This window comes from uncultured Nostoc sp., assembly GCF_964245445.1.
Lineage (GTDB): Bacteria > Cyanobacteriota > Cyanobacteriia > Cyanobacteriales > Nostocaceae > Nostoc.
In genome coordinates this window covers 16,782-30,538 of the sequence record NZ_CAXTNE010000068.1, presented here as the reverse complement: position 1 = coordinate 30,538, position 13,757 = coordinate 16,782, and the positions used below count along the sequence as shown (strand labels likewise).

The window sequence follows — 13,757 nt, the reverse complement described above, 5'->3', positions numbered from 1 at the left end:
TACTAAACTAAGCTGTGGGTGCGTTGGCGTAGCCCGTCGTAGACATCGCTGATTCGCTATAACCTTTACACAAGCAATCATCGCCCCTTGTACTCAACTCATCTGTGGGTGCGTTGGCGTAGCTCGTCGTAGACATCGCGGATTCCATCATCCTCAACACCCATATAAAAAACATATTTGATTTTCTAACGACATGAGAAAGATGAAAGGCTTAATGGTAAGTCTTTAGCCTGTGGACTTATCCAAACCGTAAGCAGAGTGTGAAAGTTGAGGAGCTGTCAATTACTCAATCCTCTTGAGTGATCAACCGTCAGTAGTCAGATTCATCAATGCTTTAAGGAAATCTGGCAGAAATATATGAAGTTTTGTTAGACAATGCGTAATTGTTATTAGCCAAGTTGAAGTAATAATTATGGGAGTTCACAAGAGCATTAGAAGCCTAATGCTTTCGTGCCACTCTAAACTCTGTATTATTGATTCTTCTTTGCCAAACTGTACTAATACAAGTCATACATCACAAGATAAGTTCACACATTTACTAATCTACAAGGAGAGCAAAATTCATGGATTCTCAAACTTCACAGTTAACAGTTATAGATGCTCAAACATTACAGCAGTTAGAAGACGAAATTAAGAAGGAATTGAATGATATACTGAATAACTCTAATTTCGGCGAAATCCTTGACAAATACGGTCTATCAGGACAAAATATTTTAAATATTCAGTGCTTACTCGATTTTACTCAAATTGAAGTTACTGATGCTGAAGCCAAGAAATTTTTGCAAACAATTATTCAAGAACAAAAACCAACGTTGAAAACACTTTCTAGAGGTGGTTATTGTAATCCTTGCCCAGTACCCGGCTATCCTCAAGGCTGCTGGGTAGCTTAGATATAACTAAACTTACATCTAGTCATGCGCGAGGGTAAGCAAGGTAAATAATTTTCATAAACAATTTTGCAATATTAAACAATGCTAATGGAATTATGACACTTAAACCCTTGCTGCTGCCTCGGCATCAAGATTTTTACTGCTAAAAAATATCAATGATCCTGCTAGTAAAAGCTTTTTTAGTGGAAATGAAAATGATAATTTATTCACTTATTAGCTAGGCTATAGAGTTCACGTTGAATTCTTATTGGTTTTAATAATTAATTCAGCAGTATTTCAGTACTAAACCATTATTTATAGGGTGCAAATTTTGTTATGACTCAAAACAGCAGGGTTTGGTACTGGCAGCTAAGTCTAATGAGTTCTTTAGCAATTACTGGAACACTCGCCTTATCTGAGTATTGTGCCTTGGCACAGATTAAAGAGGATGGCACTCTCGGAACTAACAGTTCAATGGTTACACCCAAGCTGATTAATGGTCAAAATACTGACCAGATCGATGGTGGGGCAACTCGTGGTACAAACTTGTTCCACAGTTTTGAACAGTTTTCTGTTCTCACTGGCAATACAGCCTACTTTAACAATGCGGCAAATATTAATAACATCATCACCCGAATAACGGGCAAGTCTATTTCTAATATTGATGGTACACTTCGAGCTAATGGCACAGCCAACCTTTTTCTAATTAATCCTAATGGGATTATTTTTGGCCCCAATGCTTCTTTAAACATTGGCGGTTCATTCGTGGCAAGTACGGCAAGTAGTCTGAACTTTGCCGATGGTACTAAATTTAGCGCCACAGATCCCCAAACCACACCCCTTCTGACAGTCAGTGTTCCCGTTGGCTTACAATTTGGAGCTACACCAGGAACCATCCGTAATCAATCCCAAGCAAGTCCAGGTGGCGCAATCAATGACTCGAAAGCACCTGTTGATCTACAGCCTGTTGGTCTACAGGTGCAGCCAGGTAAAACCTTGGCACTTGTAGGGGGCGATTTGGTGCTGGAGGGAGGAAATTTAACAGCAAAGGGAGGACGAATAGAGCTAGGAAGTGTTGCTCTTAATAGTCTGGTTAATATGAAGCAAATAGACCAAGGTTGGGGCTTGGGATACGAAAGTGTAAAAAATTTCCAGGATATCCAACTAACTTCACGAGATAAAATCCCTTCTTATGTAAATGTCAGTGGTGAGGGTGGAAATAATATTCTGGTGCAAGGCAGGCGCGTACTCATAACTGGTTCTTCACAGATTTTGGCTAATAGCCTGAGTAAACAACTAGCAGCAAATTTGACGGTTACTGCCTCAGATACTGTAGAACTAATCGGCCCCGGTAATCCTTTGAGGGTTGGGACTGATCGTAAAGGAGGCGCTGGAAACTTAACAATCAACACTAGCAAGTTGATTGTCAGCAATGGAGCAGAAGTGTTTCTTGATACTTCTACCTCCGATTCGGTAGGACAATTGACCGTGAACGCCTCAGATTCTGTGGAGCTAATTGGTGGTTTCTCCTTTCCACCCTCCTCTTTTTTTCCAGATGGTGGTTTTATACCTAGCAAATTGTCTAGCGCAACTTATGATGTGGGAAATGCTGGTAACATCACGATCAATACTCCGAGGTTAGGTATTCAGAAAGGGGCACAGGTGTCAACACAGTCTGACGGACAACTTCTATTTGCTGAGAACCAATTTAAACCTGCCACGGGGCAAGGAGGGAAGTTGACTGTGAACGCCTCCGAGTCCATAGAATTAACTGGAACCTCACCAGATGGTACAAAGTCCAGTAACTTGTCTACTTCAACTAGAGGTTCTGGATCTGCTGGAAATTTGGATATCACAACGGGGGAATTGACTGTCCGGGATGGAGCTGCAATAAATGTGAGCAGTGAAACTCGAAAGGATGTTGACTATCAAGGGGGTGTACCTAATTTAGGGAAAGCAGGTGAACTCACTATAACTACTCCCTCTATACTTCTGGACAACGGAACACTCACATCCAATAGTGACTCAGGTCAAGGTGGGAATATTACGTTAGAGGTGCAAGACATGTTAATGATGCGCCACGAAAGTAAAATAACCACTAATGCAGAGGGTAATGGAGATGGCGGTAATATTACCATCAATGCACCTAATGGCTTCCTTGTCACCGTTCCTTCTGAAAATAACGATATCACCGCCAATGCCTTATCTGCCTCTGGTGGTAAAATCACAATCACCGCTAAGAGCATCTTTGGTTTTGAGCCGCGCACCCGTGCAGAGGTAGAGAGGCTGTTGAACCCTAAACAGCCACTAGATCCAAGTAAGCTGCTAACAAGTGACATCACCGCGTTTTCTCAGCAAAACCCTACATTAAATGGCACTATACAAATCAACTCACCAGATGTTGACCCCAGTAAAGGATTAGTAGACCTACCCACAAATCTGGTTGATGCTTCGCAGCAAATTGTTGCTGCTTGTGATTCTGGTGGAAAAATAGCCAGGAGTTCATTTATTACAACTGGGCGTGGAGGACTAGTAGCCGATCCTACGCAGCCATTGATAGCTGATGATGCGGTGTTGGCAGATTGGATCACACTCTCTCCAGAGAATCGTGCTGGCGTTATTCAGAAAAAAGTGGTTGCTCAGGCGCAGCAAAACACAGAAGAAAAATCACAGAAAGTCAATTCTGTCAATGAACCTACTCAAATTGTAGAAGCCCAAGGGTGGGTTATAGATGCCAATGGGAACGTGGTTCTGGTTGCTCAAGTCCCTATTGCATCGCCTCATAACTCCTTACTTACCGCTACATCTTGCGCTGCTCATTAGACGTGAGTTCAACAAACCTCTCCCTACCTTGAACTAAAGTTCAAGTCTGTCTCTCTTTGAACTGGAGAGGGACAGGCTTTGCGTAGTAAAACCAGGGAGAGGTCTTTGTCTTAAGTTGTTTTAGGATACAATCAGCAAATGCGTAGGCGTAGCCAGCCGTAGGCATCGCCGAAATAACAAATGCATACGCCGAAATAGCAAATGCGTACGCCGAAATAGCAAATGCGTACGCCGAAATAACAAATGCGTACGCCGAAATAGCAAATGCGTACGCCGATATAGCAAATGCGTACGCCGATATAGCAAATGCGTACGCCGATATAGCAAATGCGTACGCCGAAATAACAAATGCGTACGCCGAAATAACAAATGCGTACGCCGATATAGCAAATTAAACCATAGAGTGGGGGATTGTGGTTCAAAAAGAGCAAAAAGGCTATAAGTTAAACTGTCTCTGGATCAATGTTTAATTCTCGTAACTTCGCGGCCATGCGCGATCGCAATTGCTGCTCTTGTTGTAACCGTTCTGTTCCCCACAGCAGCAATTGTCCAGCTTCATCCCACCAGCGCAACCAATAGCCAGTGCGATTTACTTTCACACCTTGCCAAATTCCTAAAAACAGCCCAATGCTGGCAATCCAATAACGTCTATCCTGATTCGGTTGCTGGAGTTCGTATTGCCCTGAAGCACTTAATTGATAGACTTCTACCCACCCCGCCTCTGGTTCAAAAATTACATAAGTGTGGACTTGGAGAATGCGCTCATAGTAGTACCACTTACCAGGTGGATACTTAGCTTTAATTGAGTATTCACCACCTTCTGTCTGTGACAAAAATTCCATGACGATCGTCGGAACTTCTCCTTCTAGCTTCGGGGTATAACTACGACGGTTTTGGTTTGGTGGAACTGTCGGGAACACAGAAGGGACATAGAACCAATCCGGGGCTTTAATCACCAACTTGCTATCTACAGTTGCACAAATCCCAAAATTTGTACCAATGAGTATTTGAGGTTGAATTAAAAGAGCCAGTTCCAAGCTTTCAGTGAGGGCAAATGCGATCGCTGGCTGACTGATGTTGTCCACAGGCTCATCGGGTAAAGGAAAGTCATCAGGTAACTTTTCCCAAGTGACAATGGGTTCACTGATGGTGGTTGACATAGAAACCTGGAGTCAGGTGGCTATTGCTATTATGTCGCACAACTCCTGTAGAGACGCGATTAATCACGTCTCTACTCCCTAACTCGTCTCTTGAATTTGCAAACGTATAGTGTGTTCAGTCGCACCACTAAGTTGCAATTCCATGATTTCACCACCCAGAGGTTCCAAGCAAGTGAGGAGCGATCGCAAGTTAGGTGTACTTGCGCCTGTATCTACATATAATCGATCTGCTAAATTACCGATCCGTTTCCAAGTCATGTACAATTTAGCGATCGTTTGTTCAATTTGCGATGCTTGATTTACCAAATCAGCAGCAATGCTTAAACAGCCGACTCTTTGCGCTTCTTCTAAGGCTGTTTCAATATCAACATCTTCCTTCGTCAGCGCCTGGACTTGAGCCGCCCCTTTGAGATATTTGGCCAAGTTACGCGCTTCGTTAGTTACCTGTTTGAGAGTATCTACATCAGGATTAGCAGCTATTTCCTTTTGGATAAATTTTTGGTGCGATTCTGGCAGTTTTTCCATTTCCTTCACTAGTGGGGCGATGTAGCGTGGAGGAAGGGTGTTATCTGCTGCTTTTTCCTTGACTGCTTCGGGTAATAAATCTGAGGACATGGCTGTCCATTCATCGCTGAGTTGACGCACTTCGCGCCTGGTGATGCGATCACCTTTTTGGGCGGCTTCACTCACCATCTGTTGCACTTCGGGGACTGCTTTGGAGGTTTCAACAAATGCCCGTTTGCTGAAGTTGTTCACAGTTCCGGGGTCAAGTTTACCGTCTTCGATGAGAGTATCAGCACTATTCGCCAGTTGAATCCAGGAGTATGCTTGACTTTTGCTGATTTCCCGCTCTTTTAGCCATCGCAGAAAGCCAGTACCGCGTCCGTCACCACCGACTTTCTCTCTGTCGCGGATAGCCCGTAAAATTCGCCCCCGCCAAATTTCAGTTTGCAAATCAAAGCGATCGCATACCTGCCAAGCTACTTCTAGCTGTTCTTGAAAATCTGACTCTAGAATCTGTTCATCTTCTGGATCGGGCAGTTCAAAGCTGATATCGGCTGGCTGTAGTAAAGCAGCAGCAAGGTCGTTGATGGAGTCGGTGTCTTGCACGATTGATGACTAACTAGTGGATGCGATCGGCTTATTATGCCATAATCTGTGGACTCTCACTTAAGGGGGAGTACGGTATTTTGAGTTACAACAAATATAGTAAGAAGGGGTACATCTTTGTAAAGTCTTTAATTAATCAGAGACAATAAAAATAAAACGATGAATCAGGTAGACTACCTCCGCATAAGCTTAATCGATCGCTGCAATTTTCGTTGTCAATACTGTATGCCAGAGGGAGTAGAACTGGATTATATTCTCAAGCAACAGATGTTGACTGATGAAGAACTACTCACCTTAATTGAAGAGGTATTTATTCCAGTAGGCTTTAAGCGGTTTCGGTTGACTGGGGGTGAACCCTTGTTGCGTCCGCGCGTGGTAGATTTAGTAAGCGCGATCGCAACTCTCCCCCAAACTCAAGACCTCTCAATGACCACCAACGGTTTTTTGCTGGCTCCGATGGCACAAAACCTCTACAATGCAGGTCTGCGAAGAATTAATATTAGTCTAGACTCTCTTGATCCCGACATTTTTGATCAAATTATTGGTAATCAAGGGCGTTCTCGTTGGCAACAAGTTTGGCATGGTATTCAAGCTGCCCATCAGGTCGGATTCGACCCATTGAAGCTGAATGTGGTGGTGATTCCTGGTGTCAACGACCACGAAGTTCTCGATTTAGCTGCCCTGACAATTGACAAACAGTGGCATGTTCGATTTATTGAATTTATGCCCATTGGTAATGTGCATTTGTTTGGCGATCGCGGTTGGCTATCTTCAGCCGAGTTACGACAACAAATCCGCGATCGCTGGGGCTTGACAGAATCACAAGTTCGTGGTGCTGGCCCTGCTGATGTCTTTCAAATTCCCGGTGCGAAGGGGACACTGGGATTTATTAGTCAGATGTCGGAATGTTTTTGCGATCGTTGTAACCGGATGCGCCTTAGTGCTGATGGCTGGCTGCGTCCTTGTTTATTAAATGAAACTGGTCAAATAGATTTAAAAACTGCTCTGCGTTCTGGCACTAGCACCGCTCAATTACAAGAGCAGGTCAGACATTTACTCGAAATTAAGCCAGAAATTAACTTTAAAGGGCGCGATTCTGGCATTTCAGGTACATATACCCGTACCATGTCGCAAATTGGCGGATAGTCATTGGTCATTTGTCCTTTGCAAATAACTAAGGACAAATGACTAAGGACAAATGACTATTACGCTTGTCGTGAGTAGTATTCCACCACAAGTAGTTCGTTAACTTGTAGTGCCACCCATTCCCGCTCAATAACACTGTTGACTTTACCAACCAACTTATTTTTGTCAAACTCCAAATGACTAGGGAGGTTTGCCAAACCGGGATATTGCAAGTTAGCTTCCACCAACTTCCTTGATTGTGCCCGATCCCTGACTGCAATTACTTCGCCAGGACGGCATTGGTAGCTGGCAATATTAACCACACGACCGTTAACAGTTACGTGTCCGTGATTTACTAGTTGACGAGCTGCTGGGATAGTCGGGGCTATACCCAAGCGGAAAACGGTATTATCCAAGCGCATTTCTAGCAGTTGCAGCAGCACTTGTCCAGTAGAACCAGTAACACGTCTGGCTTTCCGCACATAGCGCAGCAATTGCTTTTCAGTCAAACCGTAGTTGAAGCGGAGCTTTTGCTTTTCTTCTAGACGGATAGCATACTCAGAGCGCTTCTTGCGGTTCTGACCATGCTGACCAGGCGGGTAAGCCCGTCTGGCGCTTTTACGAGTTAATCCTGGTAAATCGCCCAAGCGGCGTACAATTCTGAGGCGTGGCCCTCTATATCGGGACATGAGTTTCCTTAATCTAATCCTGTTTAAACTTTAGCCAAACATAATATGATGACATACTATGTTGACATATCTCTGATTTTTAATCAGAGGATTTTTGGTTCTTTGAGGATGCTTACCTTGGTATGACGTATCCTACCAAATAGAGGCATCAATTACGCCAGTTGCTTTAAGTCGGTAGAACCGACATACTGGTTTTTAAGCCTGAATTCCGGCCTGTCACGCCGTACTCCTGCCAATAAGTTTTTTGTGTTTATTTAGTTTCGTAGGCTACTCAATCATCAGATTGATTTACGTAGTATTCTGACTTTGAAATACTTTTTACGTTGCCTACTTATCTTTCAAACAGTTATATTAACACAATTTCCGGCATAATTAATTATGTCTATACCTTGCTACCGCCGAAATTCTTTAATTACAGAGGATTTTTAAGATATTTAAGTTAGCATAACTTTGGGTGTTTGGAGAATGGCAATGTCAATGAGCAATAAAGCGGTTAATAGAGGTAAGAACAAACAAGCCAGTTCCACCTCTAGGATTTTAACAGTACCAGTTTTGGCAATAGCTGGATGCTTGGCAACGCTCTTACCGAATACAGCGATCGCTGCCTCCTACAACAATGATTATAGTGTCTGTGCGGGTCGCCTTCTAAAAGTGGGTGTAACACCAGAAGCGGCATCACAAGGTTGTGCAGCAGCACTGCGTCCAAAAGATTTGGCTGCTTGCGTGGTTAAAATTGAGAAGGAAACCCAAATTGCCGCGACAGATGCGCTTTCTACTTGTGGGAGGGCCCGGCGTCCTGAGGAGTTAGCTACCTGTGTCGTTGGCGTTAGCTTGAGTACCAAGGAAGAAGCTAACCCGGCAGTTCTAGATTACTGTGGACGTAGTTTGTTACCCGTGCGCTTTGGGCAGTGTGTGGTTGGCTTGCGTAGTCAAATCGACTTTCCCGCGACACAGGCGTTAGATACTTGTATCAGTGCTGATGATAGTGTTATCGGTGCTTCATCTTCGTCTACACCGTCAACTATAATACCTGCCGGTTCAAGTCCAAGTTTAGAGACTACCCCATTTCCAACGCAACAGGTTGTTCCAACGCAACCGATTGTTCCAACACAACCGATTGTTCCAACGCAACCGGTTATTCCAACGCAACCGATTGTTCCAACGCAACCCGGCACGACGAATTGATTACAGTCCTTTGTAATTGACTGAGAATACAGGGTAATTAGTAGGGTGGGCATTATTAAAATGTCCACCCTACTAATCTGTAACGTTTAAATTGATGGGTAAGCTGTTCCACATTTAAATTGCATAAGCTGGGCGGCCAGAATGCCCACTCCACAAGAGTTATACTTTGATTATGCAAATTAGATGTTTTTTAGATTAAGCACAAAGCGTGCTTACTACAAACCTTCAAAACTAGCTTAGACATTGTACTACTGGTCTATCGCATTAGTTATGAGGGGTGAATAAATTCGTAGTAAGGACTTTAGTCTTGGATTTTTAAGCACGCTTTGTGATTACTACGAACTCATCAAAATTAATAAGATATACCATTACTATGACTAAAGCAAAAATATCTATATAAAACCATAATTATCCTCTGCTTGCAAATTATGCAAACTAAACACTTACAATACAAAAGTCACAAAATCACTTGTGACTTTTGTACTAATATTGCCAGTACAGTGTTACTATCTAAATAGACCAACCATCTCCCTACTATTAAGCAACAAATAAAATCAGTGGAAAGCTTATAAAGTAAGCTTTTTGAATTTTACGTGGCTCTACTAGTACAATGGGCGTGGAAATAAATTACCATTTCATTACAGCCAGAAAGCCCACAATTAAAGCATGGGTAACTTTTGACTTCCCCCTTGCGGTACTAGTCTTCTCTTTCGCCAAAAACTGTCTGTAAAATTACTGGAATACCACCGTCTTGGTGATATTTATCTGCCCAGGCACGGATAACTTCGTCTAATTCTTCCATAGCCTGCTCCATTTTTTCTGGGAGGATATCAAGTTCTTCCAGTAAGCGCATGGCATTTCGTCGCCGTTCAGCCCAATTTTTCATCATGCGGAAATACCGAGCGGTATCTTCTACCATGATGTAAGTGCGTTCTTGATCGTCTGCGGGGGCATAAAAAGGACGGGTAAGAGCATAGAAGGGCATTCCCCAAGGAGAATCAATGCGTGTTACCGTTCCTGAGTAGAGCAGACGGCGCTTGATATGCTCACCCAAGGCTTCACTCAAAGGCATTTGGTGTTCAGGTGGCAAGTCTTCTTGCGATCGCCTATGCAAAAACTCAATCAAATCCAAAAACTCAAAAGAGCTAACTAACTGGGCGTCAGGTAGATTACTGGGCAGTTTTTGCTCAATTTGTCTTTTTTCTTCACTTGTCAGACTAGTACCAGGAACGCGCGATCGCCCCGGTTGCCAAGGATATTTTTCTAGCCAGACATAAGGCAATTGAATTAAATAGCGCGGTTCCTGAGAACCCAGCATCTTTAATAGTTTGCCTTCTGTTAGAGCCTGTCTGACTTCTTCTACAATAATTTTTACCCGTTTCGGCTCTAGGTGGTGCAAATGCCCTGTCATCCGCAGGTTTTGTCCCTGCTCTAGATAGGTCATGTAAATTGCACATTTTGCTGCTGTTGCGGCTGCGTCTAAAAATGCCCCATGCCTGTGCCCACTCGTCCGCATGGCACTAAAAGCCAGATAAAGCATGATCTGATCCATCGCACTGGGGTCAAGACGTTTGATCAGATCTATGTCGTTACTCATATTACAGACAATTGAATAGCACGTTTACACAATTTTTAATGGATTGAAAATAGGTAGTATACACCTGGCTGAAGGCAATGTTTTCACTTCAGACTATATTAGTATGCGATAACTATGAAATCCGTGGTAGCCAAAACTACCATTTTTGCATATTTTCTGGTATTAAGGCAGATTTAGTTGTGGTTACTATAACTGTCTTTGCATCTGACCAGAAAATTACAGACATCAACAAGTTTAGCTTGACGACCGTTTCCGTCCCAAAAGTCAACTGTGTTGCAAGTAATCTATAAAGCCGTTAAGTTCTCTGAGGTTTTTTTATCTTTCTAGAGCAACGTCAAGCTGTTTACACCTTAATTATGGCACTATGCCGACTTGGAGTAAAAACTAGTTTGCGCGGTTCATCTGGGATATCTATTACTCGAAAAAGATGGTTTTTATTCAGCTTTAGCGAATTATTTTTAGCACACAAATGACTAGAAATAATTGGGACTGGTCTAAAAAGAAATCGCTTCCCAGGTGTAGAAACATTCAGAGGTTGAGCCACACGGCTCTTTGCGAACTATCATTTTCACAACCTCCAGTGATGTCTCGCCAATATAAGCAGTTGGCTTGAGGGAAGATAGTAGACATCAAGTAGAGCAATTAATTTCAATTTCAAAAATACCTGTTGTTTTTTCAAATTTCGTTCTTTATCATATCATTCTTTTTTCAGTTTGTAATAAATTTATGCATTTTAAAATTTATAAATAATGCCTATTTAAATAATTTATATTTTTGCTAAATCAAGGTTTGATAATATTGTCTTCTTCCTACTAAATCCGATTCGTAATTATCTTTTTGTGTTGATAATTTTACACAGAAAGCCTCAATTGACTCTGAATTAATTGCATACTTATTAGGCTTTGTTAATTATGCTAATAGCCGAATAATTAGTTATTAGTCAAATCCAAATAAATAAAACATAGTGGATTTTATGATTATTCAGATATTTTTTTCATGAAAGAATTTTAAATTTTCATGATTGAACTAATTCATTGGCTACTTTTAAGTATATTTTTACCTCGCTGTTTTATATATTTGAGAAGGTTGAATTGCGTAAATAAAAAGAAGAGAATCCGCAGCAAGCTACGATATAAGCTTCTTTCTCTAGGCATCTGGGCGATCGCAGACCAATTGACTAGTGCAGACCGACATAAATAAAGATACCATTTCACCAAACACAATAAGTAAGTGGGCGTGAATAATTCAAGGTTTGTAGTCAGCACCTCCAGCCTTATTTTAAGGTCTGAAGACCTTGCTAAAACTCAATTCAGTTAATTTTACATTACTTAACATAGTTTAATTTATTCTTGCCCACTTACTGAGTCTACCACGCTTAAAACTGGGTTACTCTAAACATTTCTGCTAGTTAAACGTGCTGCAATGGTCTTAACTCCTTGCCAATCTCCTCTTTGAGCAAGTACTCGTGCTAAATTGCTTGAGTCAGTACTACTCGTACTGCTTATATATACGTGTTTACCTACCTGTATCAGGCTAAATCCCTAAAAGAATATTACAAGTCAAGTTATTGTGATTACTGCTTACTGATCTATTAAGTGTTATCTCCACCTATACAGTAGTCCTAAATTATTGGTAAAAATACAAGATCCCCGGCTTGGTAAAAGTTGCCGGGGATCTTGTTTGTTCAGATGATTTAGAGAAGTTGCAACTAGGCGTATTCGCGTCAGGATTTACGCTGAGAGTGATGGAAGCTATACCTCCCATCACACCTAAACTGATTGAACTCGTCATTTAATTGGTGGGATTAGAGGGTTTAACCTGATTTCGCATTGTTTCAAAGCTGAAAGCAGCCGCGCCAAAGGTTACTAACAACACTCCCAGAATTTGCACAATATCTAAATTTTCTTGAATGATTAGCCCAGCGAAAATCACGGTTAAAACTGGGATGGTACTACCAATGAGCGCCGATCGCGAGGCACCTAGTTTACTAATACCAACATTGTTCAGCAAATAGCCGGCAAGAGTCAACACACCCAAAATAAATGCACTTAAAACCAGTTCCAACATCTTAGAGGGGTCAACTACCAAGTTCCAATCGCTTGGTAAAGGTAGCATCAAGCAGATAAAGCTCAACAGCAACATGGTGGCGAAGTTAATCAAAGTAAAAGTTACGGGATGCAGTTTGCTAGCACAAACCCGCGTCAGAATTATGTAGGCTGCAAAAGCCACGCCAGAAAGAATGGCGGCGCTGCTTCCCATTGAAGTATTACCCATACCTGGGTTGGGAGAACCTCCTAAAACCAACAATTCACCGCAGCAAATTGCGGCGATCGCACTGATGCGAAATATGGTAGGGCGATCGCGAAACAGAAACCACGACAATAAACCACTAACCATCGGATAGATAAAGAACAGTGCGATCGCCATTCCAGTTGTGACTTGAGCGATCGCAATGTATATGAGAAGCTGAGACAAAAACAAAAAACAGCCACTCACAACTGACAACAGCAAAATCTGCTTGGTAGCTGTATTAGCAGCTGTGGGATTTCCTCTAACTGAGTTAGCCAAGTTTTCTAAGTCTTGCCACAGTGTTGGATGCAGTATCGGCGACAACAATACCATTAGTGGTACTACTACCATAAATCGTAGGGTCAAAATTAATAGAGTATTGCCCAAAGTCGGCGGCAGCAAGCGCTCTACCTCTAATACTCCAAAAATCTGGGAACCTTCGTGGAAAATCACTCTAATGGCTACGTTATAAAGCGACGATAGGACTGCCGATAAGACAATCAACAATAAACCGATTTGGATCGACGATAAACCAGAGGAATTGCGCGATCGCGATTGTGGGGGTTTTGCTTCGGGCTGCGGCTTTAGCGCAGTAGAAGGCGGGTATTTAGTTTTGCTCGGTGAGACGTTCTTGCGGAGGAGAGAAATTGATTCAGCAGCGTTTCTCCTTCGTGAAGGTTGTATTGCTTCCGGCTGTGGCACAGATACAGTAGGAGGCTCTGATGTCGTTTCGTTTTCCGACAAGTCTTTATTGAGGACAGAAATTGGTTCAGCAGCGTTTTCTTTTGGTGGCGGAACTACAGCAGCATTCGGCTCTGATTTAGTTTCCCTTTGGGACAAGTCTTGGCTGGGGACAGAAATTAGGTTTGCGGCGTTTTCTCTAACAACAGTCGGCTCTGATGTCGTTTCC

10 protein-coding genes are annotated in these 13,757 nt (G+C 42.5%); 4 read left to right on the top strand and 6 right to left on the bottom strand.

Translation table 11 applies throughout. From position 1 onward, the window contains the following. Positions 1-7: 7 nt before the first annotated feature. Positions 8-136 (bottom strand): hypothetical protein, encoded by a 129-nt coding sequence (locus tag ACFE90_RS13955; RefSeq protein WP_375501411.1) that lies wholly within the window; start codon positions 134-136, stop codon positions 8-10. 427 nt (positions 137-563) lie between these two features. On the opposite strand from ACFE90_RS13955, the gene ACFE90_RS13950 reads away from it, so the two are divergent. Beyond that, the gene (locus tag ACFE90_RS13950; protein WP_375501409.1) at positions 564-890 is read left to right on the top strand and encodes a hypothetical protein; all 327 of its coding nucleotides are present in this window, start codon (positions 564-566) and stop codon (positions 888-890) included. 315 nt (positions 891-1,205) lie between these two features. After that, on the top strand, positions 1,206-3,692 hold the full coding sequence (locus ACFE90_RS13945; protein ID WP_375501407.1) for a filamentous hemagglutinin N-terminal domain-containing protein: 2,487 nt from the start codon (positions 1,206-1,208) through the stop codon (positions 3,690-3,692). Positions 3,693-4,135: 443 nt separating this feature from the next. Here the strand turns inward: ACFE90_RS13945 and ACFE90_RS13940 are convergent, their stop codons facing one another. Both ACFE90_RS13940 and ACFE90_RS13935 read right to left on the bottom strand, forming a co-directional pair. After that, complete coding sequence (locus tag ACFE90_RS13940) at positions 4,136-4,852, bottom strand: Uma2 family endonuclease (protein WP_375501405.1); 717 nt, start codon at positions 4,850-4,852, stop codon at positions 4,136-4,138. A gap of 78 nt (positions 4,853-4,930) precedes the next feature. Further along, positions 4,931-5,962 (bottom strand): hypothetical protein, encoded by a 1,032-nt coding sequence (locus ACFE90_RS13935; protein WP_375501403.1) that lies wholly within the window; start codon positions 5,960-5,962, stop codon positions 4,931-4,933. A 159-nt stretch (positions 5,963-6,121) separates the two neighbouring features. Here ACFE90_RS13935 and moaA point away from each other — a divergent pair, with 159 nt between their 5' ends. Beyond that, a complete protein-coding gene (gene moaA, locus ACFE90_RS13930; RefSeq protein ID WP_375501401.1) occupies positions 6,122-7,108 on the top strand; it encodes a GTP 3',8-cyclase MoaA in 987 nt (328 codons plus the stop codon). A gap of 59 nt (positions 7,109-7,167) precedes the next feature. Here moaA and rpsD read toward each other — a convergent pair whose 3' ends face one another. Further along, the gene (rpsD, locus tag ACFE90_RS13925) at positions 7,168-7,776 is read right to left on the bottom strand and encodes a 30S ribosomal protein S4 (protein ID WP_012408407.1); all 609 of its coding nucleotides are present in this window, start codon (positions 7,774-7,776) and stop codon (positions 7,168-7,170) included. 471 nt (positions 7,777-8,247) lie between these two features. On the opposite strand from rpsD, the gene ACFE90_RS13920 reads away from it, so the two are divergent. Next, positions 8,248-8,961 carry a hypothetical protein gene (locus ACFE90_RS13920; protein WP_375501399.1) on the top strand — a complete coding sequence of 238 codons (714 nt, stop codon included), beginning with the start codon at positions 8,248-8,250 and terminating at the stop codon, positions 8,959-8,961. Between the two features lie 697 nt (positions 8,962-9,658). On the opposite strand, the gene hetR is transcribed toward ACFE90_RS13920, so the two are convergent. Further along, positions 9,659-10,558 carry a heterocyst differentiation master regulator HetR gene (gene hetR, locus ACFE90_RS13915; RefSeq protein ID WP_100898938.1) on the bottom strand — a complete coding sequence of 300 codons (900 nt, stop codon included), beginning with the start codon at positions 10,556-10,558 and terminating at the stop codon, positions 9,659-9,661. Between the two features lie 1,791 nt (positions 10,559-12,349). Continuing rightward, positions 12,350-13,757 (bottom strand): DMT family transporter (locus tag ACFE90_RS13910; RefSeq protein WP_375501397.1); only part of this gene is annotated, 1,408 nt, incomplete at its 5' end.